This window comes from Candidatus Wallbacteria bacterium, assembly GCA_028687545.1.
Taxonomy (GTDB): Bacteria; Muiribacteriota; JAQTZZ01; order JAQTZZ01; family JAQTZZ01; genus JAQTZZ01.
In genome coordinates this window covers 1-25,280 of sequence record JAQTZZ010000058.1, presented here as the reverse complement: position 1 = coordinate 25,280, position 25,280 = coordinate 1, and the positions used below count along the sequence as shown (strand labels likewise).

General features: G+C 45.4%; 27 protein-coding genes. 2 read left to right on the top strand and 25 right to left on the bottom strand.

The genetic code is table 11. The features are described 5' to 3' along the window. The coding region (locus PHW04_16620; protein MDD2717516.1) for an extracellular solute-binding protein at window positions 1–586 on the bottom strand (586 nt) is incomplete at its 3' end. A gap of 235 nt (window positions 587–821) precedes the next feature. On the opposite strand from PHW04_16620, the gene PHW04_16615 reads away from it, so the two are divergent. Then, entirely contained in the window at window positions 822–2,462 is a 1,641-nt protein-coding gene (locus PHW04_16615; protein MDD2717515.1) for a phosphoenolpyruvate carboxykinase (ATP), read from the top strand. Window positions 2,463–2,519: 57 nt separating this feature from the next. After that, window positions 2,520–4,169 carry an NAD+ synthase gene (locus PHW04_16610; GenBank protein MDD2717514.1) on the top strand — a complete coding sequence of 550 codons (1,650 nt, stop codon included), beginning with the start codon at window positions 2,520–2,522 and terminating at the stop codon, window positions 4,167–4,169. Between the two features lie 20 nt (window positions 4,170–4,189). On the opposite strand, the gene PHW04_16605 is transcribed toward PHW04_16610, so the two are convergent. From PHW04_16605 to PHW04_16490, 24 genes are all read right to left on the bottom strand, one after another. Continuing rightward, window positions 4,190–5,860 (bottom strand): ABC transporter substrate-binding protein, encoded by a 1,671-nt coding sequence (locus PHW04_16605; GenBank protein MDD2717513.1) that lies wholly within the window; start codon window positions 5,858–5,860, stop codon window positions 4,190–4,192. Between the two features lies 1 nt (window position 5,861). Beyond that, window positions 5,862–6,920 carry a UDP-N-acetylglucosamine 2-epimerase (non-hydrolyzing) gene (wecB, locus tag PHW04_16600; protein ID MDD2717512.1) on the bottom strand — a complete coding sequence of 353 codons (1,059 nt, stop codon included), beginning with the start codon at window positions 6,918–6,920 and terminating at the stop codon, window positions 5,862–5,864. Window positions 6,921–6,955: 35 nt separating this feature from the next. After that, the gene (locus PHW04_16595) at window positions 6,956–7,588 is read right to left on the bottom strand and encodes a TIGR02646 family protein (protein ID MDD2717511.1); all 633 of its coding nucleotides are present in this window, start codon (window positions 7,586–7,588) and stop codon (window positions 6,956–6,958) included. 35 nt (window positions 7,589–7,623) lie between these two features. Next, window positions 7,624–9,534 carry an AAA family ATPase gene (locus PHW04_16590; GenBank protein ID MDD2717510.1) on the bottom strand — a complete coding sequence of 637 codons (1,911 nt, stop codon included), beginning with the start codon at window positions 9,532–9,534 and terminating at the stop codon, window positions 7,624–7,626. 148 nt (window positions 9,535–9,682) lie between these two features. Further along, window positions 9,683–10,210, bottom strand: a complete 528-nt coding sequence (locus PHW04_16585; GenBank protein ID MDD2717509.1) for a hypothetical protein — start codon at window positions 10,208–10,210, stop codon at window positions 9,683–9,685. Between the two features lie 13 nt (window positions 10,211–10,223). Beyond that, complete coding sequence (locus tag PHW04_16580; GenBank protein ID MDD2717508.1) at window positions 10,224–11,111, bottom strand: FRG domain-containing protein; 888 nt, start codon at window positions 11,109–11,111, stop codon at window positions 10,224–10,226. A 168-nt stretch (window positions 11,112–11,279) separates the two neighbouring features. Beyond that, on the bottom strand, window positions 11,280–12,032 hold the full coding sequence (locus PHW04_16575) for a tetratricopeptide repeat protein (GenBank protein ID MDD2717507.1): 753 nt from the start codon (window positions 12,030–12,032) through the stop codon (window positions 11,280–11,282). A 156-nt stretch (window positions 12,033–12,188) separates the two neighbouring features. Continuing rightward, the gene (locus PHW04_16570; GenBank protein MDD2717506.1) at window positions 12,189–12,845 is read right to left on the bottom strand and encodes a hypothetical protein; all 657 of its coding nucleotides are present in this window, start codon (window positions 12,843–12,845) and stop codon (window positions 12,189–12,191) included. A gap of 328 nt (window positions 12,846–13,173) precedes the next feature. After that, window positions 13,174–13,695: an ORF6N domain-containing protein gene (locus PHW04_16565; protein MDD2717505.1), complete on the bottom strand. Its 522-nt coding sequence runs from the start codon at window positions 13,693–13,695 to the stop codon at window positions 13,174–13,176. A 56-nt stretch (window positions 13,696–13,751) separates the two neighbouring features. Beyond that, the gene (locus PHW04_16560; GenBank protein MDD2717504.1) at window positions 13,752–13,901 is read right to left on the bottom strand and encodes a hypothetical protein; all 150 of its coding nucleotides are present in this window, start codon (window positions 13,899–13,901) and stop codon (window positions 13,752–13,754) included. Window positions 13,902–13,928: 27 nt separating this feature from the next. Then, window positions 13,929–14,192: a type II toxin-antitoxin system MqsA family antitoxin gene (locus tag PHW04_16555; GenBank protein MDD2717503.1), complete on the bottom strand. Its 264-nt coding sequence runs from the start codon at window positions 14,190–14,192 to the stop codon at window positions 13,929–13,931. A gap of 153 nt (window positions 14,193–14,345) precedes the next feature. Further along, complete coding sequence (locus PHW04_16550) at window positions 14,346–14,546, bottom strand: DUF5615 family PIN-like protein (protein ID MDD2717502.1); 201 nt, start codon at window positions 14,544–14,546, stop codon at window positions 14,346–14,348. Further along, entirely contained in the window at window positions 14,543–14,770 is a 228-nt protein-coding gene (locus PHW04_16545; protein ID MDD2717501.1) for a DUF433 domain-containing protein, read from the bottom strand. The genes PHW04_16550 and PHW04_16545 overlap by 4 nt, the downstream gene beginning before the upstream one ends. A 61-nt stretch (window positions 14,771–14,831) precedes the next feature. Continuing rightward, window positions 14,832–14,939, bottom strand: coding sequence for an addiction module protein (locus PHW04_16540; GenBank protein ID MDD2717500.1), 108 nt, complete (start codon window positions 14,937–14,939; stop codon window positions 14,832–14,834). A gap of 109 nt (window positions 14,940–15,048) precedes the next feature. Further along, window positions 15,049–16,053 carry a sugar phosphate nucleotidyltransferase gene (locus PHW04_16535; GenBank protein ID MDD2717499.1) on the bottom strand — a complete coding sequence of 335 codons (1,005 nt, stop codon included), beginning with the start codon at window positions 16,051–16,053 and terminating at the stop codon, window positions 15,049–15,051. 50 nt (window positions 16,054–16,103) lie between these two features. Beyond that, window positions 16,104–17,261: an aminotransferase class III-fold pyridoxal phosphate-dependent enzyme gene (locus PHW04_16530; GenBank protein MDD2717498.1), complete on the bottom strand. Its 1,158-nt coding sequence runs from the start codon at window positions 17,259–17,261 to the stop codon at window positions 16,104–16,106. Then, on the bottom strand, window positions 17,261–17,962 hold the full coding sequence (gene dapD / locus PHW04_16525) for a 2,3,4,5-tetrahydropyridine-2,6-dicarboxylate N-acetyltransferase (protein MDD2717497.1): 702 nt from the start codon (window positions 17,960–17,962) through the stop codon (window positions 17,261–17,263). Before dapD ends, PHW04_16530 begins: the two co-directional genes overlap by 1 nt. A 177-nt stretch (window positions 17,963–18,139) precedes the next feature. Next, the gene (locus PHW04_16520) at window positions 18,140–18,688 is read right to left on the bottom strand and encodes a hypothetical protein (protein MDD2717496.1); all 549 of its coding nucleotides are present in this window, start codon (window positions 18,686–18,688) and stop codon (window positions 18,140–18,142) included. A gap of 180 nt (window positions 18,689–18,868) precedes the next feature. Then, window positions 18,869–19,504: a hypothetical protein gene (locus tag PHW04_16515; GenBank protein MDD2717495.1), complete on the bottom strand. Its 636-nt coding sequence runs from the start codon at window positions 19,502–19,504 to the stop codon at window positions 18,869–18,871. 11 nt (window positions 19,505–19,515) lie between these two features. Continuing rightward, complete coding sequence (locus PHW04_16510; protein ID MDD2717494.1) at window positions 19,516–20,589, bottom strand: aminopeptidase P family protein; 1,074 nt, start codon at window positions 20,587–20,589, stop codon at window positions 19,516–19,518. A 1-nt stretch (window position 20,590) separates the two neighbouring features. Continuing rightward, window positions 20,591–21,823 carry a pitrilysin family protein gene (locus PHW04_16505; GenBank protein ID MDD2717493.1) on the bottom strand — a complete coding sequence of 411 codons (1,233 nt, stop codon included), beginning with the start codon at window positions 21,821–21,823 and terminating at the stop codon, window positions 20,591–20,593. Next, window positions 21,820–22,344: a hypothetical protein gene (locus tag PHW04_16500; protein MDD2717492.1), complete on the bottom strand. Its 525-nt coding sequence runs from the start codon at window positions 22,342–22,344 to the stop codon at window positions 21,820–21,822. The genes PHW04_16505 and PHW04_16500 overlap by 4 nt, the downstream gene beginning before the upstream one ends. Window positions 22,345–22,377: 33 nt before the next feature. Then, window positions 22,378–23,976, bottom strand: a complete 1,599-nt coding sequence (locus PHW04_16495; protein ID MDD2717491.1) for an O-antigen ligase family protein — start codon at window positions 23,974–23,976, stop codon at window positions 22,378–22,380. Between the two features lie 155 nt (window positions 23,977–24,131). Further along, window positions 24,132–25,268, bottom strand: a complete 1,137-nt coding sequence (locus PHW04_16490) for a hypothetical protein (protein MDD2717490.1) — start codon at window positions 25,266–25,268, stop codon at window positions 24,132–24,134. Window positions 25,269–25,280: the final 12 nt, after the last annotated feature.

Sequence of the window (25,280 nt, the reverse complement as noted above, 5' to 3'; positions counted from 1 at the left end):
CCTGCCCCCACTGATCCGGCTTGCCGTCACCATTGGTATCCACGGTAAGTTTCTTCGAAGCTTCAAAGAGTTCGTCCCAGGTTGCAGGTGGTTTTTCAGGGTCAAGCCCGTATTTTCGAAACAGATCCTTGTTGTAGTACATGACAGGAGTGCTCTTGTTGAAAGGCATGGAATAAATCACACCGTCGTAAGTGTTGTTGGCAAGAAAAGAAGGGAAAATGTCTTCTTTCCTGAAATCGAGCTGCTGATCGATGAACTGGTTCAAGGGGATGATTTTGCCGGCGCTGATCAGTTTCATGGTTAGAGCTTCATAACACTGGGCGAGGTCCGGACTGGTACCGGCTACCAGGGAAGCGATGATTTTCTGCTGCAGGGTGTCATATTGCCCCATATGGACTTCTTTCACCACTATCTCAGGATTGGCGCGGTTGAATTGATTTATCATCTCTTTCAGGGCATCTCCAAGCGGGCCACCCATACCGTGCCAGAAAATTATCTCCACCGGTCCTTTTTTTACCGCTTCCGGGGGACCACCGCAGCCGGCGATTATAATTGCCAGGATCAACATCAGCATAGTCAGTCTCATTAGTTCCTCCCGTTTTAGAAAAATATCCCGAATTTCAAAGATAACGCAAGCAGAATTCTTTCATTATATGCAATAAGCTGGTCTGGATCAAATAAATTCATCGAAAAAGCTCGGCTCTATCATTTTCTTACTGTAAAACAAGTTTTACATCTGCCGCTTGCCAAAACCTGCTCAGCGCATTAAAATTAGTTCTTATCTCCTCTGTTAAAAAGTCAAATTCTCCCTGGGGGTGCAAATGATTTTTTCCGAGAAACTCAAAAGAATGCTCAACGGAGCCAATCTGAATCGAAATCCGGACCGCAAGCAGATGATCCGCGAAGCTGTTTTAAATCTGGAAGCCGTCAAATCGGCTAACGGAGCTCTGGCTACCTGGACACCACCTGAATCTACCGGCAGAAGTCCTAAAGACACCTACATCGTGAAACGGCCTTCTTATGAACATGAAATCGACTGGACATCCGCCAATAATATTCCACTTTCACCTGATGCCTTTGCCCAGCTGTTCGATGATGCGGTCAGAACCTTATCGGGCAAGGAGAAACTCTATCTTACAGAACGATCCCTTGGTGCTGACTCAAGTTATTCTCTGCCTGTTGTCACGATCTCGTCCCTTGCACTGACCTCCCTTTTTACAGACAACATGTTCCGTCCTGCACAGGATGCCGGCAAGAGTGTTTTTGCCGGAACTCCGTTCCACATTCTAGTTGTCCCAAAGGACAAGTTGGACAGTACGCAGTACACAGGAAAGTTACGCAAATTGGCCGACGGCAGGGCTTCGGATCTGGCGATTGCGGTTGATTTCGAAAATATGCTCGGAATAATCTACGGATCATCGTATTGCGGCAGTGTGAAAAAGCTGATGTTCACAGTAATGAATTATCTGCTTCCGAAGCATGGCATTTTACCACTGCACTGCTCAGCCAATGTAAGCAAGGACGGAAATAACGTAGCCCTGTTTTTGGGTCTTTCCGGCACGGGCAAGACCACTCTGTCAGCGGACCCTGAACTGCTCCTGATTGGAGATGACGAACATGGCTGGAACGATACAGGCATCGCCAATTTCGAATGGGGCTGTTATGCCAAGCTGATCAACCTCAACCCCAAAAAGGAACCTGAAATTTTCAATGCCTGTTTTCACAAAGCAAGCTATCTGAGGCATGGAGCGATCATCGAGAACGCCCTGCTTTATCCGGATGGCCGCTTTGACCTCAATGACAGCCGCCTGACTGAAAACTCCCGCGGCTCTTACCCGCTGACATTCCTTAAAAACATCGAACCTTCGTCCAGGGCCGGCCACCCTCAGAACATCATCTTCCTTGCCGCAGACGCCAACGGAGTATTGCCGCCTGTAGCCAGACTCACCCGCGAACGGGCCATGCTCTGGTTTCTGCTTGGATATACCAGCAAGCTGGCTGGAACTGAAACAGGAGTCACTGAGCCGACCACCACTTTTTCCCGCTTTTTCGGCGGTCCTTTCATGCCCAGAAACCCTGGTGACTATATGAAGCTGCTTGGTGAAAAAATGGACAAGTACCAGACTGATGTCTATCTGGTCAACACCGGCTGGAGCGGCGGCCCATACGGGATCGGCAAACGGATGGACATCAACCTGACCCGTTCCATCATCCGCGCAATCCTTAAGGGCGAGATGCGAAACTGCAGCTTTCTGGAAGACCGGCTTTTCCATCTGGCTGTGCCTACAGCCTGCCCTGGAGTGCCGGCTGAAGTGCTGTCACCGCGCAATACCTGGAAGGAACCTGCAGCTTATGAAGAGCGGGCTCGGAAACTGGCCCTGGAATTTTCCGAAAATTTCGACAAAGCTTACGGAAGGTCAGGAATTCTCCCTAACATAGTGGCGCAATGCCCTGGTAAATAAAAAATAATGTGTAGGGGCATCCCTCGCGGATGCCCTGATTTCGTAGGAATAAGAAATATGATTATTTCTTTAGCCCAGATCAACCCCACAGTCGGCGCGATTACTGCCAATGCAGACAAAATCGCCGCTGTTTTCCGATCAGTTGCCTCATCCGGCTGCGAACTGGTGATATTTCCTGAACTCAGCCTGACCGGTTATCCTCCCAAGGATATTCTGGAACGGCCCTGGGTGATCAATAACGTGCTGGGAGCAATTGCCAGGCTTGAAAAAGAGAGTGCCGGACATCCTGAATGCGGCTTGCTGGTCGGCGCGCCGATTCCAACGGGCATGAGTTCAGGAAAAGGATTATACAATTCAGCTCTTCTCATCTATCAGGGGAAAACCGTATTTACTCAGGCCAAGACCCTGCTCCCGAATTATGATGTTTTCGATGAAACCCGGTATTTTGATCAGAATCGGTGCTATGACAACTTCAATTTCAGAGGTACATCTCTCGGCATCACAATCTGCGAAGACGCCTGGTTCCATTCCGCGGGATTGTTCAACAAGAAAATCTATGATGTCGACCCTGTGCAGCTTGCAGCCATGAAGGCTGACCTTCTCATCAATATCGCCAGTTCTCCCTTTACTTCAGGTAAAGAGAAAGTGAGATTCCAGCTGTTTTCCGAGCATGCCGCCAGGCACAGAGTCCCTTTTATCTATGTCAATCAGGTCGGAGGCAACGATGAACTGATCTTTGACGGCGGCAGCATGTTCATCGATAGTGCAGGGAAATCAAGGCTGCAGCTTCCCTGTTTTGAAGAATCCATTCAGCGGCTGGACACTGATAATCCCGGGACTGTAAAGGAGCAGGAACCACAGGAACAGATTAAATCCGTGCATGATGCTCTGGTGCTGGGAGTTAAGGATTATTTTAGCAAGACCGGCTTCAAGAAGGCAGTGCTGGGACTCTCCGGAGGAATCGATTCAGCCCTGGTCTGCTGCCTGGCTGTGGAAGCGCTCTCTGCGGAAAATGTGCTTGGAATCACCATGCCTTCCCAGTACTCCTCTGCCGGAAGTATCGAAGATTCACGAAAACTGGCTCTAAATCTCGGGATCGAATTCAAGATCATCCCGATCAAAGCTGTATTCGATAAAAACCTGGAGATATTGACACCCCATTTCAGAAACATGCAGCCGGATTTGACTGAAGAAAACCTGCAGGCCAGGATCAGGGGAAATTTTTTGATGGCTTTTTCCAACAAATTCAATTCCATCCTGCTTTCCACAGGCAACAAGAGCGAAATGGCGGTCGGCTACTGCACATTGTACGGCGACATGAACGGAGGCCTGGCTGTGATCGCTGACGTACCGAAAACCATGATTTACAGGATCGCAGAGTACCTGAACCGCGGAAGAGAGATAATTCCGAAGGCCACCATCGAGAAAGCGCCCTCAGCTGAACTGAGACCAAATCAGACTGATCAGGATACACTGCCTCCATATCCCGTGCTGGATGCGATCCTGCATCATTACATTGAGGAAAACCTGTCTTATCAGGAAATCGTAGGCAAGGGCTTCGCGCCTGACACTGTAGCCTGGGTGATCAAGGCCATCGAAAAAAATGAATACAAGCGCAGGCAGGCGCCGCTCTGCCTGAAAGTGACTTCCAAATCTTTCGGAGCAGGCCGCCGTTTCCCGATCGCGGCAGTGAACGAGTATAAATGAGCGCGAGTATTCTGTGACAGTCAGTGCTTCTGCCTGTCTTTCGGCACATACCAGTAACTGAGATTATGGAAGATACCTGCCGGTGCCGGCTTGATCCCGCAGATTCTCTTGTCAACAGCGTAGATCGTGTCAATTGAAAACAGGAAGGTGAAAGGCTGGTCATCGTAAATCAGCTGATGAATCCTGTGATAGATGGCAGTCTTCTTTTCCCTGTCCAGGGTAGCCCTCGCTTCCATCCACAGGGCATCCACTTCAGGATTCTTATATCCGGCGTAATTCATCCCTTCGCTGCCGTGTGCCGGATCAGGGATGTTGGACGAATGCCAGATTAATGACTGGTCAGGGTCGCATTCAGTGTCAAAGGACATTGTCAGCACATCGAAATTTCCGGTCTTAGTCCGATTGAGGAGCGAGCTCCATTCCTCCACTTCGACAGTGGTCCGGATCCCGATGTTTCTCCAGTAGCCACAGATTCTGTCGACAAGGAGTCTGCTGATCCTGGAGCCGCCGGAACAGGAAAAAACGAGGGAGAATTTCCGGCCTTCCCGCTCCAGGACGCCGTCATGATCAGAATCGACCCATCCGCTTTTAGATAGAAGCAGTGCAGCCTCTATGGTTGAGTATGGCAGAGGCTTCAAGGTACTGTCATAGTCGCTGGATGAGGAGGCGAAAGGCCCGGTAACCCTCCGGCCGAGACCGTAATAAATCTCTTTCAGAATCGCATCAGCGTCAATGGCCATGGACAAAGCCTTGCGTACATCTTTCTGGAACATTTCGTTTCTGGTGTTGTAGGCGATAAAAGAGTAGCCTGTTCCTGCATTGTAACGGTAGATGTTGAATCTGCGGGTGAATTCCTGGTCACTGGCCTGCTTGAGGTATTGATCGCCATTCAAGGCAGTCACATCCAGATCGCCTTTCAGAAGATATTGAAAGAGAACTGTCTGATCAGGCACTACCCTGACTATATAGCTGTCGACGAAAGGCCTGCCGCAGTAACATTCCTTGTTGGCTTCCAGCACTATCTGCTCGCCCTTGTCCCATCTGATGAACTTGAAAGGCCCGATGCCGACCGGATGATTGTTGTAATCGTTTTCATTGAAATTCTCATGTTCGAAAATATGCCTGGGCATGATCGACATGATGAAGCGGCAGATCGCAGTGGAAAATGGCATCGTGAAATCGAATCTGATTTCATGGGAATCGATGATCTCTACGGTCCTGATGAAAGCAAATCTCTGCCTGCGCGGCGATTTGACAGCAGGGTCCAGGAGCTTGTCATAGGTGAATTTCACATCATCTGCCGTCAGCTCAGGCCCGTCTTCCCAGTGCACTCCCTGCTTCAGCCGGAAAGTGACTGACCTGCAGTCAGGAGTCATTTCCCAGGTGTCTGCAAGATATGCTTCGATTTCCAGGCTGGCATTGAATCTCACCAGGCTGCCATATACCTTGGTGCAGATCGCTCTGGAATAGGAGTCAGTGCAGATGACTGGATTCAGATTGATCGCATCTGTCATGCTGGACTGGATCACTGTGTCGCCATAAGAGAGGCCCGTTTCAACCGTCTCTTCCATCTGAGGCTCATTTTCAGGTTGTATTACGCTTTCAGGCTGCCCGCAGCCGGCAACAAGCAGCAGATATGCCGGGAGCAGTATAAATAAAGTAATTCTTATCTGCAGGACTGAAATTTTCATCTCAGATTCTTCCGTTCAGATATTCCAGAATCTTCCGCGCGGCCTGCCCGTCACCGAACTGGCCTATCGCGCACTTCCCTTCAGGAATCTGCTTGAGGCCGTCGATGATTCTTCCCGGGTCCATGCCCACCAGGCTATTCCAGCCTCCAGCCAGGGTTTCCGGCCATTCAGTCTCCTCGCGCATGGTCAGGCAGGGTTTTCCCATGAAATAAGCTTCTTTCACCAGTCCGCCTGAATCTGTGACCACCCGGTTCGCACCTGATAGATATTTCATCATTTCCAGGTAGCTCACAGGTTCGATCAGGGAAACCCTGGGATTTGCTGTGATTTTTGGGAGCAGTCCGAATTCAGTGAGATATTTTTTCGCTCTGGGGTGCAGGGGCCAGATCAAGTTCTGCCCGACCCGGGCAAGAAATCCGGCTATGATTTCCAGGTTATCCCTGGATGTGTTTATTTCCCTGTGCAGTGTGAAAAGTATGTAGCCTTTGTCGGTTTTTTCGATGTTCAGGCGCTGGAAAAATCCCTGGAACACGTCCAGCATCACGTCCCCGCTGTTCACGATCTCCCCGCGCAGGAATTCGCGGGAGAGGTTGGTAACTCCTGTTTCAGTCGGGGTAAACAGGAAATCAGCCACTTTGTCTGTCACTATCCTGTTGATTTCCTCAGGCATCTGATAGAAAAAGCTTCTCACGCCTGCCTCAATGTGAGCGAGCGGGATGTAAAGTTTCGCTGCGCAGAGCGCGGCGGCCATGGTGGAATTGGTGTCACCGTAAGTAAGCACCAGATCAGGTTTCTCCGCCTGCATGACCTTTTCCAGCTCGATCAGCATCAGGCCGACCTGTTTTCCAGGGCTGTTCGAGCCGATCTCCAGGTTGTATTTCGGTTCTGGGAGCTTCATTTCCTCGAAAAAAACGCCTGACAGCTCATGATCATAATGCTGGCCTGTATGCACCAGCACTTCGCTGAATCTATCCGCAAATTCAGTCATGATCGGCAGCGAAATGGCGAATGACTTGATAAACTGCGGCCGAGCGCCGACGACTGTAAGTATTTTCTTCATGGGTTATTTCCCTTGATTTCCATGTGGATCGACTCTTAGGTTTGATATTCTGCAACTCTTTGTTTCTTCGCTGTTACAAAAGATTTCAACTTCCCATTTGTCGGGAATAATTCCGAATTGATAAAAATCTCTCTGGCTTTCTGGCAATCACTTACTGAATCAAGCTGCTTGATAAATATTTCAATAATTTCATTTCTTTCCCTTTTCAAGCGAGAACACCCATTGAGGTTAAGAATATCAATGGCTAATTTCCCTCGTTTTTTTTCATCTGGGGTCAAATTATCAGCAAGCTCAATTTCTCCACTCTTTAGATAGATAAAAAACTTTTCGCAGTCTTCATCAGTCGGAAGCAGCATCTGCTCATCCCAAGCTTTAAGTTTGAAATGTCCACAGCATTTATCACTATCTTTAAGTTTTTCCAACTTCTCGGCCGCTATACAAGAAAGCAGTAAATTGCTCCAATAAAAAGTTTTTTCCGGGCATCTGGTTTTGGGTTTGATATGATCAATGTGCAATCCGATTTCCTTGGATAATCTTATCTCGCAGTAAGCACACAATCCCATCTGAATTTCAGAAAGTCTTTTTCTTACTTCTTCTTTCCCGCCAAACTCCTTCCAAGCCAGATCCGGATCGTCTGGTCTCGGGTTTGCCTTTTCAGCAGCTTTCAATTCCAAAGGTTCATCTGGTGAGTGAACAAGATGCCTCATTTAGAACCGGCCTTTTTGAGAGCTAAATTCCTGTTGATAATAATATCAGCCAGTTCGAGTTGATGATAATTTTCCCCGAAAATCTCCTCAAGCTTTTTTCTAAGTTTGGTTGCTTCCTCTGTATCGTGTTTTCCATGATCCACTAAACGTAAATATTCGGCGAGTATTTCCCTTGGTTCACCCGGAGGCCTTGAGTTGGTATCAAAAATATCTTCAAGGATGACCTTGCTTTCTTCTCCGTGTGTATTGCGGAATGGTTCAAAAACCGATATTTTCCCGCCCTCGCTTTTGATGATCCTGATGCATTCTTTCGGCACTGTCGACAATACCTGCGGGCTATGTGTGGTGACAATGAACTGGACATTCGGAAAAGTCCGCTGCAGATCAGTCAGCACGCGCTGCTGCCAGGAAGGATGCAGATGCAGGTCGATTTCGTCGATCATCACAACAGCGTGACAATTCAAAGAGTTATCGCTATCAGGATTGGCTAAAGTCAAGCGAAGACTCAGATCCAGCACAAGGGAAAAAATCATTTTAAAGCCGTCACTGAGTTGATCGATCCTCAATTTCGCTTTATTTCCCACATCTTCAAAATGAACAATGATTGATTTTTTAGGATCAATTTCTGTTTCAATTTTGGTTATTTCAGGCATAGCTTTAATAATAGCTGCTTTAATTGTCCTGAGCGTCGGATCTTCATATCCGTTATGATTTTCAATTTTCTTTCTTCTTTCGCGGTCTTCCGTATCGTAAAACCACTCGGAAGCCGTATGAATACTCTCGTTTGAAGCAAAAATGAATTTATTTAAATAAGAAGGATCTACTTTGCTTTGAGTGTTGCTCTTCAATTCCACTTTTCGGGAAAAAGACCTGTCTGTTTTATAGTACGCAAAAAATTCTCTACCCAGGTTCTTAATGATCTCAGTTAAATTGCATTTTTGGAGATTACCGATTCCCTCAATTTCCTCAGTCACTGACGGATTATAATTATTGCGTTTGACAATCCTGATCCCGAAATCATTTTTTTCATGGCAGACGACAAACTCGATGCCCGATGAATCAGCTCTTTCTCCATTATCCAGAAGTCTTACATCATCGGTAGAAAATTCCATGCCGGAAAATTCAGGTATCGTAGACACGCATGTCGCGATTGCATCAAGGACAGCGGTTTTTCCGCCTCCGTTGTCAGCCACAAGCACGGTTAATTTAGAATCAAAGTCAAGATCAAGAGATTCGAAACAACGATAGTTTACTAAGGAGAGTTTTTTAAGTGCAAAAGGAGTTATCAAATTGTTTATAAATTTGTCTTTTGAATTATCCTCAATTCTTTCTAATTCCTCGATTCTTGCTTCGCCATCTGCCGAAATGGTAATTTTTAAACCATCGTTGGAACGAATCGATTTTTGCTTTGTAACAGGATCCAACTCGATTATTTGGTAAGTACTGATAATTTTGATTAGCCCTTTTTCCTCAAGTGATTTTATTAACCATAATGAAGTTTCTTTTTTTTCTGAGTAGGTCAAATACAGATCTCTGAAAGGATCGAATTTTATACTCTCACCTGGTTTTTTGCGTAGAAACCTAAGATTCAGCAAAGATTTATTGATTTGTTCACCGATATTTTTTGGAAAATGGGTTTCAGCCAGAGCCCATATTGAAGAACTATTATTTTTATTGAAATCAATGCTTTTAATTACAGGTGTCTTTTTCCCTTCTAACTTCAGATGCTTGATATAGGAAGATAAAATGTGAAAATTGAAAATTGGTGATTGAAAGCAACTTTCCCAAGCTTCCCCAGAAGCGATGTAATCTCCACATCTTTCACAAACAACCGAAATTGATCTATCTTTTATATCTTTAATCACTTCCGCATCTTTTCTACACAATCCGCAAATCTGGGTTAACATTGGTACACTCCTATTCCTACATATTGTAACTCAAAAACTTTTTTCAATAAACAAAGTGAAACTTTACAATACTTTTCTAGTTCCTGACTCTTTCCCGCAAAAGTTGGCCTGACACTTATGTTTTCTCGTTTTCCCTTCATCTCATTGACTACTTTGAATGTGGTAACTCATTTGATTTTTTCGTTAAATATGGAATTATTTTATGTTCAAGATCAGAAATTCTATTAAGAATAATTTGCTCAAAAAAACCGTCAGTTGCTTCCTGTCTCTGTTTTTCTTCTTGTTCAGATTTCATCTCAGCTTGTTGTTCTTCAGTAGTGGGTCGTAAATCAGGATGTTGTTGGTATAGTTTTTCTACATCCTGATCAAGACCGTTGAAAATTTGACGAGACACATCATCAACTTCTTTTTGCCGCCTTGCAAGCTCCCCTGGTCTCTCACGTTGCATTTGCAGCTCCTTTTTAGCCAGTGACAACTGATCTTGCCAAAACTGTTGCCCCTGGAGGACAACGCGTAAATTGCTCAAAAATCCTTGTACATCACCATTTGGGCTGACTACAACCTCACCAGGTGAGGAAAGATAGGAATACATTAAGAAAACAGCGATTAGAGCAACCGCAACCATCAACAAGCCCATACGGAACACTTTTATGTCCCCACTGTTTAGCTGCTGCACTTTCTCTCCATTGTTAATCTGAAATTCCAGAACTGAGTGGTGATGAGTGAATGTGTTTATTATAATCCTCAGTCAGTTCTTGAGTTATAAGTACTAATTCGGGATCTGTTTTATCGTCAAAAATTGTCCCTGGGAAAAGCCTTTCATGATTAATGCCCCATGTATCAAGTAAAGGTAGAATATTTTTCTTCATCGCTTTGGAGATAATATATTGTTGTAGTATAAAAGGCCTATCGAGACCATATAGATTTTTCAACACTTTTGTAATTTTAGTATCATCATCAATTTTCATTACGAGATCAATTGAAATCGAGGTATCGTGAATTGTAAATAATGCTTGCTGAGCAAATATCCTTTTATCTGAAGGATTGGGTGCAAAAATTCTGATCCCATGCCAATTGTAATATTCTTTTTTACTGCATTCATCTGGGTTCAATTTACTTGCATAACCCAACGTCCATACCGCTCCTTCGTAATCTGGGTCAGAGCAGCTTGCAAAATAGAAGGCTACAAGAGGATTTTCTGTCCAATCCAACAATCTAGTGTAAAGGCCATGATGCTGAGCTATAGCCAAGAGTTCCCAGTCATTCAGATCAGATTGATAGTTTTTATTCAAATGGTTACAAGCTCGCTTTTTCCATTCCTGAAATAACTTTACATCTTCAGTTGTACGAAGCTTGCTAATCGCATCTTCAAGGGCAGGTGGATTATCAAGCAATCCTACCAAGTTTGATAACTTTTCCGATTCCTTTTTCGGGAAATTAGTTCTGAATGCATTAGGAAGTAAATTATAATCACGTTTAGAATTTCCACGATAGATCCATAATTTTCTGCATCCTTTCGGATGGGAAATTGCATCAAAAAAATCGTTGCCAATTTTAATATCACGGGTTTTAATCATAGGTCCCTTCTAAACTCTAAGCATGATGGACGAGCTGCTTTACCAAACAAGTGTGTTTGCTGTTAGAGAACCAGAAAGAAACAGTTTTATGAATTCATCTTCTGCAATAGGTCCCTCTTGTTGGCCAGATCCGTTATAATACCTGTACTTCATGAGCCACCATCTGATTTATTTCTTCGGCTTCCACTCAGCAGCCATTTTCTGGGCTTCAGAAACCTGTTTTGGGGTCATCTTTGCTGCTAAAACATCTCGTTCCCTTCGCGCGTTCTCATGTCCTGAAGCAGCAGCAATATTCAACCAGAAATGAGCTTCCACTATATCTTGAGTAACACCGAATCCCTTCTCATACATGATACCAAGAAAATATTGAGCACTGGAAAGCCCCTGTTCAGCAGCCTTTTGGAACCACAGCATAGCTTGCTTATAGTCTTGCGGAGTACCAAACCCTTCAAGATAAATATAACCAAGTGAATTTTGGGCAGGGGAATAGCCTTGGTCGGCGGATTTTTGGTACCAAATCATAGCCTGCTTATAATCTTTTGGAACGCCCTCGCCTTTTGCATACTTTTCACCCATCTTAAATTGGTATGTGCCGCTTGCCATTTCTTCAGCCGTGACATCCGGCTCGAACATTTTCAGTGCGGAGCTTAAATCCGTTGGTTGTGCCAATGCAGCTATTAATTCGCCATCCGTATAGTACTCTAGGCATTTGTCGTAATCCAATCCCTCTTCCTGACACAAATACTTGGCTATCTCTGATTTGGAATAGCCATTTTTTAAAGCATTTTCTATATCAAACGGGATTTTCTGTAATGGTTTAGTTACAACCTCTTTTGTGCTTTTTTCCCCGGCAAAACAATGTTGAAAAATAGCAGGAAAGACAAACAGGATTACAACCAGGGCTACAAAATTAATTTTCATATCATCACCTCTGCCTTTTCTTCCATTTTATCATAAAACCGGTTCATCAGAGAGCGCAACAATTTTGCTTATCGGGTGATTCCATGGCAGACTCTTAACCTGAAGAAATCACCACCGATTCCGGCAAAATCGCTCATTCTGTAAAACTAGACAAGATCAGCTCTTTTTTCCTTTGAAATAATCTACTTCGGTAGTACCCGGAAAAAATAATCCCCAAAAGTCTTGTCTATACTTAGCGTTCCATAATTTACTGTCGACTCTTTCTTTATCCAAAATTATCTCATGCTTTTTCTTAATCAAAAATAAAAGTGCTATCCCCATATCATAAGAAAATTCGACTAAATCTTGCGAGCTCCCAATTGAGCTATAATAACAATTTCCAGTAGGGTGTTTTTCATAAACTAACACAGGCTCGGGAAATCTTGATTTTAAGTATGCATCCTCCAAGCATTTTAACGCATCAGTTCTAGTAATATTTTTTTGAGGGGAAACCTTATTAGTCCTAATTGGCCTATACTCACTTTTTAAAAAAAGTGAAATATCACTTGTTGGGTTATCCAAACCAATTTTTTCAACCGCGTCTTTAATGTCATGTCTCATTTTTTTTGCAATCTCATTTATTCTATTTTTTGCTTCAGTAAAGTTGTCATGTATGTAACTTTCGCTTTCCTCAGCAATGAAAAAGGCCTTGCATAAAAACTCAACACCCATAGAGCAAAAGAAAGGTTCGAGATTTATTCCAATGTCACTATGAACATCAGTAGTTTTGGCTAAAGCGTAACCTGTAAAATAAAACTCAAAACTACGAGTCATCCAGGTTTGCACAGCAATTTCTTTTGAAAGATATTTTTTTCCCAGGAGAATACCTCTTTACTGATAACATTCACCCATTATGGGTGGGGTCTTTCTTTGTGCTCTTTAATTCTACATCTGGAAAGTAATAATCGCAACGGCAAGGCCTTGAAACCCTTGCCGTTGCGGGTTGAATGCATTGCTTCTGAGGCGGCTTTTTTTTGGAGCCTTGGCTTTGAAGGGCTTCATGACGAAATTGTCCAGAACCTGGTTCTTTTTGTCGTAAAGGCCTTAAACCAGGGACTTGAAGTTGAACGCTAACCGATGGAGACACGTCGCGGGCTTCATCTTATAGTCTGCCTTTGAAACCGATCTGCCTTTTGGGTTTTTCCGGTGTGGTAAGAATCTGGCGGATCGCGTCAAAGACGATTTTGAACTGGGCGTCGTATTTTTTCTCCATTTCTTCCAGTTTGCGGGTGAGCTCTGCATTGGAGCTGAGAATCCGCCTGAGCCTGACAAAAGCCCTGATTATCTCAATATTGACTTTCACGGCTCTTTCGCTGTTGAGGACGCTTGAAAGCATGGCAATGCCCTGCTCGGTAAATGCAAATGGTAAATATTTTGAATGTTTCCCTCTTTTTAAGGTGCCAAAATGGCTCCTTAAAGAGTCAGCCTCTTTCTTTGACAATTTGATCATAAAATCCTTTGGAAAGCGGTCCGCATTCCGGCGCACCTGTCTTTTTAGGTATTTGGCTTCAACTCCATAAAGTTCTGCAAGATCAGAATCAAGCATTACTTTCTCGCCATTGATCAAAAGAATTTTGCTTTCAATAATCTCCTGAGGGATCAGCCCGCTTTTTTTCGTTGCCATTTTATTTTTTTACCTCTGTGATTCATATTTTCTAACAAGTCTATTTACACACTCCTCTACCCCAGCCTACTTGTTTTGCTCAGATTTCCCGGTAAATCACTCGCTTCGAATTCGAAAATACAGTGTTCCTCGTCGTTTTTCTGCTGCGCCTGGTAGGCAAAGTTGAAATCCTCGATTTTCCCGGCCTGGCCTTCTCCGATCAGCATGACACAATCATCAATAATTATTGAAAACTAAGGCTTTTTTCTGATCCCAACAAATGATTCCACCGGCACTTTAATAGTTTTAGTTGTCTTTTTCCCGTTATGATAGATTTCCGCAAAATCAAGCTCGATCTTTTTCAAGATTTCACCTGCAAAATATCGCTCCCCACAAAATTCACATTCAATGCAGGGGACATCGTTTACAAGAAGCATTTTCCCTTCTCGTCTGAAAATATACTGAACATCTTTTTGGCGTAGATTCTTGTTACCGCAGAAAGAGCATTTTTTAATCATTTACTACCTCTTTCAAAAGGAGATTTGAACTTTAAATTTTCATTCTGCCTTTCATCGTCAGCGTGCAAAGACAGATAATAACGGTTGTTCCGCAGATTATTCTGGATCTGCTCGATTCTCATACTTCTATGTAAATTTACTTACATAAATACGTCAAGTTTTCGCTGTGTTTCCAAAATCTGTGTCCAAAGTCAGCAGTGCACGATTTTCCCCGGAACATATTTTAAGAAGGTTCGAATCAGAGATGCCCTGAAGTTGTTCACTGGGGACTGTTTCAGCGTCATGACCAGCCTCAATCAGCAGATCTGCGATTTCGACCGGCAGGTTTTCGTCAATCTTGAATTTCATGATCATGCGGAAAGGAGAATCAGAGTTTCACGGGAAAGTTCTGCCGCATAAGAAACTGCAGCTCTAATGTCTTCCGGCTTTAGAGACGGATAGCTCTGCAGAATTTCCTCGTCCTTCAGACCAGCAGCCAGATTGTCGAGAATCACTGAAACAGGGATTCTCGTTCCTTTTATGCAGGCTTTGCCGTGGCAGACATCCTGTTCGGCGGAAATGCGATCACGCCAGTTCATATTCCCTCAATATCCATTTTCAGTCCTTACTAATCAATACTAAACTTTAATCTATGTGAAATCAAATTGCATCAATTATCTTCTTCTCTTTTTCAGTTAATTCGATCGAATCAGCTTTTACGGCTATCGTATCCCAAATGTCCTCTACCAGTTGAATTCTCTCTGGGATGGATAAATCAAGAGTATCTCGTCAGATATGAGTTTTGGTTTTCGCTTTAGATGGGGTCAGGCCGGAGTTGGGTTTGGCTTTGCGGGATCGGCCAGACCCCATCTTATGCTTACTTTATCTCACTGCCGGTTGTGATGTATTGTGACGAATCGCCTATGTTGAACTGCTTGAAATTCTCGATGATTGAAGCGCCCTGCCCGACAAGAGAACCTGAGAAGATCGTGTTCTCGATCGTGGAGTCGCGGTTGATGATGCTGTCGCGGATCACCGAATTTTTGATTTTCGCTCCGGTTACAGATACATATGGTCCGATCACTGAATTTTCAATCTCAGTCTGTTCGTCGATGTTGACAGGCGGAATAATCACTGAATTGACGACTTTCCCATGGTTGACGCTGCCGGATTGGCGCAGCAGTTCCCTGTTGGTTGACAGCAGAGTCTCGGTTTTTCCGCAATCATACCATGCCTCAATCTCGATCGCCTTGAGTCTGGCATGTTTGTCCAGCATGAGCTGCATCGCGTCAGTGATCTGGAATTCATTTTTGGTACGGATATTTTTTCTGATGATCTCGTCAAGACATTCAAAGAGCAGAACCGTGTTCTTGAAATAATAGACACCGATTATCGCCAGATTGGATTTCGGCTGTTCAGGCTTTTCCACCAGGCGGGTGATCAGATCGCCCTCCACTTCGGCGATCCCGAATCGTTTCGGGTCGTCCACTGATTTGACTGCGATCAGCCCGTCTGCCTGGGGGTCCATCTCGATCCGCCCTTTGATCTCAAAAAGAGTGTCTCCAAGAACGATCAGCACAGGTTCGGGATTCAGGAGGCAGATTTCCCTCGCCAGGTGGATGGCGTGGCCTAGACCCAGCCGCTCGGTCTGTTCTATATAGCTGGCTTTAAAATTATAATTGTCCCTGACATATTCCCTGATCAGTTCTCCCAGATGGCCGATGATGAAAATCACCTCGCTGACGTCACGCAGCTCTTTCAGTTTGTCCAGGGTATGGCCAAGCATCGGCTTGCCTGCGACAGGCAGCAGCACTTTAGGCAGCGTATAAGTAAAAGGTGCCAGTCTGGTTCCGACTCCGGCAACAGGGATGATCACTTTCATAAATCGCCTCTGATAGTTGTGATTGTGGCAGTCCTATGTTTCAATCCTTATCATGCTTTCTGATAGGCAGACAGGATTTCCTCGAAACACTCGCTCAGCCATTCGATCTGTTTTTCCGTGATCCGGAAGTTGGGCAACAACCTCCAGACTTTGTCTGAAGTGATGTTGACCAGGATCTTGCGCTGGAAAAAAGCTTCTTTAAGATAGGTTGCGAGCTTTTCATTGGTAAGCTCGACTCCCAGCATGAATCCTTTCCCCCTCACCTCAAGGACTAAGTCCGGGTGCCGTTCACGGCAGGAGTTCAATTTATCAGTAAAGATCTTTCCCAGCCGGCTCACCCGCCGGTCCAGCTTGTCGCGGACAATGATTTCCAGCACCTTGGATCCAAGAGCGCAGGCCGCAGGGTTACCTCCGAAGGTGCTGCCATGATCCCCGGGTTGAAAAATGGTTTCCAGTCCCTGCCGCACAAGGCAGGCAGAGAGTGGCAGACCACCACCCAGTCCTTTTCCGAGCGTAATCAGATCGGCATGGGTTTTCCATTTATTGCAGCATAAAAAGTTCCCGGTGCGGAACATTCCGCTCTGCACCTCGTCTACAACGATCAGAAATCCGTGTTTTCTTCTCAAATCGCAAAGATCTGTCCAGGTCTTCTCAGAGATTTCGTGTATTCCACCCTCTCCCTGAAGCGGTTCCAGGAAAATTGCTGCTGTATCTGAACCGAGCAGAGAATCCAGAGCCTCGAATTTGGACAGAGGAATAATTTCAGCCGGATAAAGCGGTTCAAAAGAATCCCTGATCCGCTTTCTGGTGCAGAGTGACAAGGCTCCCATAGTGCGGCCGTGAAAATTTCCTTCCATGGTAAAGATCTTCTTCCGTTTACCGCCCCAGTGTTTCCTGACTATCTTCAATGCAGCTTCTATGGCTTCAGCGCCGGAATTGGCAAAAAAAACTCCACCCGCACCGGTCAGGGCCGTAAGTTTTGATGCTAATCTCTCGGTTTCAGGGCTGAGAAAATAATTTGAAAGATGAAGGTATCGTTTGGCAGTTTCTGCGAGGACCATGTTGAGTTCCGGATCGGAAAATCCGAGCAGATTCACGCCAAGTCCGCTGAATGTGTCGAAAAAAATATCCCCGCTTTCAGTATGGAGATATGATCCGTTTGCCTTATGGACAGTGAGCGGAAGATAGTTATAGGTGTGCAGCATCATCAGAGTTCTCTCAGTTCGGCCAGCAGCCTGGTCTTATCCTTGACAGCATCGTCGACTTTCTTCACGACCCGCGCCGGAGAACCAATGGCTACGGAATAATCAGGAATGTCTTTTGTGACAACACTGCCGGCTCCGATCACTGAATGGCTGCCTACGATCACTCCTTCCAGTACCACTGCGTTTGCCCCGACCAGTACATGATTTCCGATCCTGACCGGGTCCGCGGAAGGCGGCTCCAGCACTCCTGCAATTACTGCTCCAGCCCCGATGTGTGTGTCAGTTCCGATGATGGCTCTGGCGCCGATCACGCAGTTCATGTCGATCATGGTCCGCTCGCCGATCTCGGCTCCGATGTTGATCACTGCTCCCATCAGGACTACGGCATTCTTTCCGATCTTCACCCCGTCCCTGATAATCGCTCCTGGTTCGATCCTGGCTTCGTAAGCTTTATAGTCAGCGATCGGCAGCGCCGAGTTGCGGCAGCTGTTCTCCAGGCAGTAATGCTTGATTTTCTGAGCATTTGCTGACAGTATTTCTGAAAATTCCTGCCATTCGCCGATGTAAATTCCAAAATCATCGTTCCCGAAAAAGCTGTTTTTCCAGTCGATTCCGGACAATTTCCCGCTCAGATATACTTTGACCGGGGTCTTTTTCCTGGATGTCTTGATCAGCTGGGCAATGACTTCATAATCCTGGGGCATGGGCTGCTCCTTATGTTTAATAATCTCTGTCAGAAGAGAATTTTATCATAGCATCGATGACTTTTCGATTAAAAAAATCAAAAAATGTAACGAAATCCTCGCGTAACTCAGATTTCTAACAGAAAATAAAAATACCCTCACGCAATGTAAGGGTATTTGTTTTGCAGAGCCAAATTGTCAGTTGTTGCTGGAATAGTTCTCTCTGGAAGAGCTTCTATCCTTATTGCTGCCCCTCTCCTTTGAGCTGGAGCGGAAGAATTCCTGTTTGTTTTCCTTGGCGAATTCCACTTCTGAGTTTTTAACGTATTTTTCACGAGCTTCCCCGGGTTTTTCCTGGATCTGGTCACGTTCGATCCTGTTAACCTGATCCTGCAGCGCGGAAGCTTCCCAGTATTCTTTTGAAGTGGATGGGAAAAGGATGAATATTTTCTTGACAAAACCTGAAGTCTTGAGATAATTACCGCAGATAAAATACGCCTTGGCCAGGTTGATCAGCGAAGTTTCCTTTTCCATTTTTTTGAGCTGGAATTCCGCCAGCACCTGGTTTTTCAGGGTGAGTATTGAATTATCGCAGGAAACCGCCGCCTGATACGTGTCAAAGGCTTTGGCAACATCACCGGCTTCCAGCATTTTAATGGAGTCCTGATAGAGAGATTGTGCTTTCTGATAATCGGCGAAGGCTGATGAGATACAGATCAGGAGCAAGACCACTGTTAATGTTTTCATAATCCCCACCACTTATATTCTTAAACATATTATAGTCCAGCCAATGGAAATTGGCAAGCGAAATCGCAATACATCAGCAATGGTCAGCCGGTCGTGTTGCTTCAATCGATGCTCACTTTTGTCGCTCTTCCATCCCTTGAAGTTGGTAGGTTTAGATGTTTGTATGTTGGTAAGTTACCCCTATTTCACCTTTTCTTTGTCTTCCTGCAGAGTCAGGTACAGCAGTGTCGATCCGTCGTCCTCTTCCTGAACCTCTACCACGCGTACCTCACCCCGGCCGCCTTTAAGCTGTTTCTTCAGAAGCTTCAGCCTTTCCTTGATGGCGTTCTGATCTATTTCGGAGTAGGATTTCAGCTCTTCGCTGAACTGGTTGAACATGGCTTCCACAAAAAAGATATCATCCTTGTTCACTCCCATCTCGATCAGATCTTCCTTGTCGCGCCTGAAAAGAATATGATAGATGCAGGAAAGCATGTTGCAGATGTCATACCTGTTTTTGATCCGGCCTGCCTTCAGCAGATAATCCGAGGTGCCTGTGATCAGGCCTTTGGAAGCCAGGAGATTCAATTTTTCATAGTCCAGGGGTTTCGTATTGGGAGTCCAGGGGGCAAGTTCGACATAAGAAGTGTCGATTTTTTTCTTGGTGACAGCTTCCTGGTCAGAATTGAGTTCAGCGGGGATTTTGATCGAAAGCAGCAGTTTTTTCCTGTCTCTCTTGTCAATATAATCCTTTGGAAGATCGAAACTGAGAATGGAATCGGCAAAGCAATACAGCCAGCTTGTAAGAAGCAGGTAAACCAGCAGATGCTTTTTCATGAGATACCTCCTTATAGCAGGACAAGTTCCTTGCAGGCATGATTCAAACTGCGGCAGCCTTTTTTTTCAATCACGACAATGTCTTCGATTCTCACTCCACCCAGCCCGGGCAGATAAATTCCCGGTTCCACAGTCACCACCATCCCAGGTTTAAGTTCATCTTCGGACATGGCAGACAGTCTTGGTCCTTCATGTACTTCCAGTCCAACTCCATGACCAAGTCCATGGCCGAAGTAATCCCCGTAACCGGCTCTGGCGATCACATTACCGGCAAGCTCGTGGGCTTCCCTGCCCTTCATGCCCGGTCTGATTCCGTCCATGGCAGCAAGCTGGGCTTCCAGCACGACATGATAGATTTCCAGCTGTTTCCGGTTTAAGCTTCCGATGCCGACTGTACGTGTCATGTCTGAGCAGTAATGCCCCTGGAAAATACCGAAATCCATTTTCAGGAAATCACCTTTTTTGACTTTGCCGTTTCCGGTCTTGGCATGAGGATAAGCAGAATTCTTCCCTGCAGCTATGATGCTGTCAAAAGACATTTTCTCGGCCCCGTGCCTGGCGAGGAAATACTCCAGTTCAGCTTTGATTTCAAGTTCGCTGAGTCCCGGTTTAATCACTTTTCTGATGTAATCAAAGCCTTTCTCCGTCAGTTCAATGGCTTCAGTAATTGATTTGATCTCATCTTTTTCCTTGATCATTCTCATTTTTTTCAGGATCTCGACGTTGGAATCCAGTTTGATCCCTATCAGTTCACTGCTTAGACTTTTGTAAATATAATGAGGAATTACGCCTTCAATGTAATATTTACCGTTTTTTTTCAGATTCTCCCTCAGAAATTCAATGCATTTACCTTTGCAGTCTACGATTTCACCCTTGATTTTCTTAAAACAGTCCAGGGCCTGCTCTTTATAAATGAAATTAGTCAGCAGAAACACTTTTTTCTCAGTGACCAGTAAATATCCATATTCGGTAGCGTAAAAGGAAGTCAGGTAAAAGAGGTTTTCCGGCGAATAAATCAGAAAACCATCGTATCCGTTTTCCCGCACGATTTTCTGGAGAGAGCTGATCCTCGTCTGCAAACTCATCTTATCCTCCGCTTTTTGCTCCAACAGTCACCATAAAAGACTTTTCCTCAGAAAGTATGTCATCAGCAGCCTTCAGAAGATCGTCACGGTCGATTTCCTCAATCCGGCTTACGACTTCCGACAATGGGATGTTCCGGCTGTAATAAAATTCGTATTTCGCCATCCTCAGCATCCTGTTGTATGTACTTTCCATCGACAGATACAGGCTGCTGATATACTGATTTTTAGAAATCTGGAGTTCCCTGTCCGTGATTCCCTCTTTTTTCAGCTTATTGATTTCATTCCAGATGGATTCAGTGACAGCAGGAATGTTTTTAGGGTCGCAGGCAGCATAGATCGCGTAAAGTCCCTGATTCATGTAATTCAGCAGGTAAGAATATGTGGAATAGGCCTGGCCCATGTCCTCCCTTATTTTCTGGAAAATTCTCGAACTCATGCTCCCGTCCAGTACGTTGTTCAGGAGATTCAGGCTGTAAAGTCTTCTGTCGAGTTGTGAAATTCCGGGAAATCCGATCAGGAGGTGGCATTGTTCAATGTTTTTTTCCTTGTGCCAGGCTCCATTGCAGAAACTTCCCCCGCCTTTGCCTGGAGTCCGCTTTCTGATTTTTCCTGCTGCAGCTTCAATTCTCGGTCTGATCAGTGACTCAATCTGATCGCAGTTTATTTTCCCGCAGACTGAGATGATCATGTTGGAGCTTACATAATTTTTGCGATAGTAATTTTCCAGATCTGCAAGGGTAATGCCGGACAGGCTGTCCGGAGAACCCAGAATGGGGAGTTTCAAGCTGGAGTCATGGAAGATGTGCAGCGGCAGCAAGTCATGGATTATTTCATCCGGAGTATCTTCGTACATCTTGATTTCTTCCAGGATCACATTCTTTTCTTTGACAAAATCCTCTTCCTTAAAAGCTGGATTCAAGACAATGTCGAAAAGGATATCGACTGCCTGCTCCAGATTCCTGGTGGTGACTCTGCCATAGAAGCAGGTATACTCCTTGGCAGAAAAAGCGTTTACCTGGCCGCCGATCAGGTCCAGCTCTTCTGCGATGTCACGTGCGCTTCTGTTTCCGGTGCCTTTGAAGACCATGTGTTCGATAAAATGTGAAATACCGTTGAGCTTGTTGTTCTCAAAGATGCTTCCACATTTTACCCAGATCCCGAGACTGATCGTCTCAAATTCAGCCAGGTTTTGCATTAACAAGACAGCGTCTGAAATTTTTTTTTTGATGATCATTTAAGCATTTCCTCTGCCATCCCGATTTCTTTGATGCTCATGGGTCTGAAGGTGCCCGGTGCCAGCCGGCCAAGGTGGAACAACCCGAGCGACGTCCGTTCGATCCTGAGCGGCTTGATCTTGAAGATCAGAGCGAGTCTGCGCAGAAAACCGTATGGTTCTCTGGTAATTTTGAATTCAAGGTTAAAATGCCGTTCTGCTTTTCCAAACAGTTTGACTTCGAATGGATACAGCTTTCCTTCCAGCAGCAGGCCTTTTTCCCTGGATTTCAGACGTTCGAAATCAAAGTCTCTGGATTTGCATTCCATCCTGTAAACTTTGGGAAGCGGATTTCTCCTGCAGGCACTGGAAAATTCCGCGTCAGTAGTGACAATGATCAATCCCTGACTTCTGAAATCCAGTCCGTCGATCAGCCGCAGGTCCTTGCCTCGAGGCAGATAGTTAAATACATCATCCTTGCCTCTTTTTCTGAAGGAGCTGCAATTGGCGGGCTTATTGAAAATCCAGAAACATTTTTCCATCCTATCTCCAGGTCCCTTCCTATCGTCAGTATTCTAAAATCTCCATAGTTTTTCCCGGATGATTTCACCGCAGAATCCGAATTCCCGGGCAGCACCCTCCGAGTCACCTGCCTCCTCCATTATAGACCCCAGGTATTGATGTGCATAATAATGATATGGATCAAGTTCCAGCACCCTGGAAAAATTTATTTCCGCTATTTTCTTTTCCCCCAGCTGGTAGTAAGCCAGTCCCAGCTCAAAAATCCTGGATGGTTCGTAGGAAAGCCTGGCTGAATAGGAAAAAAAAGGAATAGCTTCCCTGAACCTGCTTCGTTGCATGAAATACATTCCTATTTCATAGTTGAGCCTCTCATCTCCTGGAAAGCAGTTGTATGCCTTCCTGAAGCATTTCTCTTCCCCTGCCAGGGCTTTTTTCAGGTAGATGCCGGAAACGAGCTGGGTTGTCTGAAACAGTATCAGAAAGGAAAGGTAGAAGATCAAGATCGCGGCCAGCAATTTAAGCTGTGGATTAAGATTCAGCCTGAACTCACGACTCTGGCTGGAAAGCCCAAGCCCGGCATAGATTAAAAAATAAGCGCCAGTGGCTGGTAGATGAATCGGGAAAGATAAAATTGCAGCTGCAGCCAGCGCTGCTACAGGGAGAAACAGCGGCGAACCCCGGATCCACAGCAGGTAGCCCGGATACAGCAGGCAGATGATCAGGAGCAGGCCCGGGATCACGCCGAATTCACAGAGGGCCTGAAGATACTCATTGTGAGCATATTCGGCATTGCAGACATAAGGGGCGAAAGCCCTGTTCCTTGAGGCAAGTTTTCCCTGAAAGACAAAATAGAAATTCCTGAAATTGGACAGACCGACCCCGAACGGGTGCTGTTTAAGCATTTCAAAGCCCGACTCCCAGATCAGAAGTCTCTGCTGATAACTGGTGGTATAGCGCCCTTCCTGGACCGGAGTCTGCAATTGCCTTGCCTGACCGTATCTATAGCTCAGAATCCCGGACCAGAGGATCAGAAAAAAAAGCGCAATCCCTGCCAGTCGTTTTTTATCATAAAAGCCGAAGAAAAAAGGCGCTGCCGTGAGTTCTATCACTGCCATCAGCATGGCTTCCCTGCACAGCCACCAGGAAATCGAGCAGAGAGGGATAATAATCAGCATTTTCCATCTGCCCTTGAGGTAAAAAAAGGTGAACAGATTCATGCTCAAAAAACTACTGAGAAAGTTCTTGTTGCCTAGAGTGGAGAAGATCCGTTTTTCAGTCAGATAGTCAGGAAAATCGACTGGAAACCAGTCAAATCCCAGATTCTGCAGAATCCCATAGCAGCAGGCCGCAAGGCTGACCAGAGCGGCGATCCTGAAAAAAACCACCTCAGCTTGGATCTCCCACCCGGAAACATGCAGGCAGAGGAACAATAAAAGCCAGGGGATCAGGACTGCCGCAGTTTCCACGCTGTTGACCATCCTGCTGATCATGATCCCGTAAATCAGCACTAAGACAAAAATCAGAAGACAACTCAGAACCCTCGGGTCATAATGCAGGACTATTTCTGTTTTCCGGAAATTTTTCATCAGCATGCTGATCAGAGTGATGGAAATAAAGATGCAGCAGAAAACGCGCTTCGGAAAAACAAACATGTCTTCTGTGAACGGAAAAATCAGGAGCGGGGAAAGAAGGAGGGGATATATCCAAGGTTTTGAAAATAGATTCATTAGGTTAGTCCCCTGCGCAAGGCTCCGGGGATAAGTAGCTGTAACAAATCCCTCGCGAAGCTCGGGCTTTGTAACATCTACTAAAAGTCCCAATAATGTTTTTCTCCAGTGATGTTCAGATAGCGGTCCCTGTCTCTCTGGGAGACTGTTCCGCAGCCGTCAACATCCAGCATGGGAAAGTAACTCATGAAAGTTATAGCGCTGCCGCCATAGAAATTCGAAGGGCTTGAAGCATCATCCAGGGACGGGAATCTGACGTCATCCACTACGAATTTAGTGGTTCCAAGTATATTCAACAGTGATTGCGGGTTTGAGGGATTATCTACATCATAAATTAATGCATTCAAAGGCACCCACATTTGCTTGGATAGCAGGTCCAGTGTAGTGACATGCGCTTCCCAGCAGACCCGTTCGGCCATCTGCACCTGATCTCCTAAGACATGGTCATTGTGGACGGTATCATCATACAACCGTGCGAACTCAGTCTTGGGGATTACCGGATTTTCCGGAAAGCCTGGAGAAAAATCAATGTTCACAGGTGTGATATTCGGGTCTGACCTTTGGGCCAGTTTAAATACATTAGGAGTATCCCAGCCCCTGGTGCGGCGGCTGCCGCGTATGCACGGGGGAAGCGAAGGCAGCCTGAACACTTCCAGATAGCTGTATTGTGGAATAGGATACAGTCCGGTGTAATTATTTACTGCCAGGATCGTACCGGCATTTGTAGGAGTGAACGGCAGTCCGGTAGAAGTGAAAATCAGAGCATGGCCGTTGTCGATTGTGCACCTGTAATCCCCGCTGGAATTTTCGGATTTCACAAGCCACTGGAATTTAGCGTGATAATACGGGTAATACTTGAATGCCACGTCATAATTGACAAAAAATATTCCTGAGCATGCTTTCACTGATGCTTCACCGGAAATCTTAAAAATCACTTCACCCGAATCAATAGTGTCAGGAGGCAGCATGGGCTTCGCATAATAAGCCCCGTCAGGCACATTGTAGTAATAATAACCGGTGGAAAAATCCAGGACCTTCTTGCGTCTGTCGATCTCCATATCAGTAGGTTTCAGCAAAGAAGCTTCCAGCAGATCCACCATGTACTTGATTCCGTTGGTCTGGATTTCAACCGTAGAAATGCCATAAGATATGAGCTGAGGATATTCATTTGTGTATTTTTCCCAGGCCGGGAAAGCAAACATCGTGATTTCTTGCATAACCCCACCAAT

Excerpts from the sequence above, each read along its gene's own strand:
- PHW04_16615 (MDD2717515.1), top strand. The coding sequence starts at position 822 with ATGATTTTTTCCGAGAAACTCAAAAGAATGCTCAACGGAGCCAATCTG.
- PHW04_16495 (MDD2717491.1), bottom strand. The coding sequence starts at position 23,976 with ATGTTTGTTTTTCCGAAGCGCGTTTTCTGCTGCATCTTTATTTCCATC.
- PHW04_16610 (MDD2717514.1), top strand. The coding sequence starts at position 2,520 with ATGATTATTTCTTTAGCCCAGATCAACCCCACAGTCGGCGCGATTACT.
- dapD (MDD2717497.1), bottom strand. The coding sequence starts at position 17,962 with ATGCCCCAGGATTATGAAGTCATTGCCCAGCTGATCAAGACATCCAGG.
- PHW04_16500 (MDD2717492.1), bottom strand. The coding sequence starts at position 22,344 with ATGGAAAAATGTTTCTGGATTTTCAATAAGCCCGCCAATTGCAGCTCC.
- PHW04_16605 (MDD2717513.1), bottom strand. The coding sequence starts at position 5,860 with ATGAAAATTTCAGTCCTGCAGATAAGAATTACTTTATTTATACTGCTC.
- PHW04_16545 (MDD2717501.1), bottom strand. The coding sequence starts at position 14,770 with ATGAACTGGCGTGATCGCATTTCCGCCGAACAGGATGTCTGCCACGGC.
- PHW04_16535 (MDD2717499.1), bottom strand. The coding sequence starts at position 16,053 with ATGAAAGTGATCATCCCTGTTGCCGGAGTCGGAACCAGACTGGCACCT.
- PHW04_16560 (MDD2717504.1), bottom strand. The coding sequence starts at position 13,901 with ATGCTGATCGGAGAAGGCCAGGCCGGGAAAATCGAGGATTTCAACTTT.
- PHW04_16510 (MDD2717494.1), bottom strand. The coding sequence starts at position 20,589 with ATGAGTTTGCAGACGAGGATCAGCTCTCTCCAGAAAATCGTGCGGGAA.
- PHW04_16570 (MDD2717506.1), bottom strand. The coding sequence starts at position 12,845 with ATGACTCGTAGTTTTGAGTTTTATTTTACAGGTTACGCTTTAGCCAAA.
- wecB (MDD2717512.1), bottom strand. The coding sequence starts at position 6,920 with ATGAAGAAAATACTTACAGTCGTCGGCGCTCGGCCGCAGTTTATCAAG.
- PHW04_16575 (MDD2717507.1), bottom strand. The coding sequence starts at position 12,032 with ATGAAAATTAATTTTGTAGCCCTGGTTGTAATCCTGTTTGTCTTTCCT.
- PHW04_16580 (MDD2717508.1), bottom strand. The coding sequence starts at position 11,111 with ATGATTAAAACCCGTGATATTAAAATTGGCAACGATTTTTTTGATGCA.
- PHW04_16590 (MDD2717510.1), bottom strand. The coding sequence starts at position 9,534 with ATGTTAACCCAGATTTGCGGATTGTGTAGAAAAGATGCGGAAGTGATT.
- PHW04_16550 (MDD2717502.1), bottom strand. The coding sequence starts at position 14,546 with ATGATCATGAAATTCAAGATTGACGAAAACCTGCCGGTCGAAATCGCA.
- PHW04_16515 (MDD2717495.1), bottom strand. The coding sequence starts at position 19,504 with ATGAAAAAGCATCTGCTGGTTTACCTGCTTCTTACAAGCTGGCTGTAT.
- PHW04_16505 (MDD2717493.1), bottom strand. The coding sequence starts at position 21,823 with ATGATCATCAAAAAAAAAATTTCAGACGCTGTCTTGTTAATGCAAAAC.
- PHW04_16530 (MDD2717498.1), bottom strand. The coding sequence starts at position 17,261 with ATGATGCTGCACACCTATAACTATCTTCCGCTCACTGTCCATAAGGCA.
- PHW04_16555 (MDD2717503.1), bottom strand. The coding sequence starts at position 14,192 with ATGATTAAAAAATGCTCTTTCTGCGGTAACAAGAATCTACGCCAAAAA.
- PHW04_16490 (MDD2717490.1), bottom strand. The coding sequence starts at position 25,268 with ATGCAAGAAATCACGATGTTTGCTTTCCCGGCCTGGGAAAAATACACA.
- PHW04_16520 (MDD2717496.1), bottom strand. The coding sequence starts at position 18,688 with ATGAAAACATTAACAGTGGTCTTGCTCCTGATCTGTATCTCATCAGCC.
- PHW04_16565 (MDD2717505.1), bottom strand. The coding sequence starts at position 13,695 with ATGGCAACGAAAAAAAGCGGGCTGATCCCTCAGGAGATTATTGAAAGC.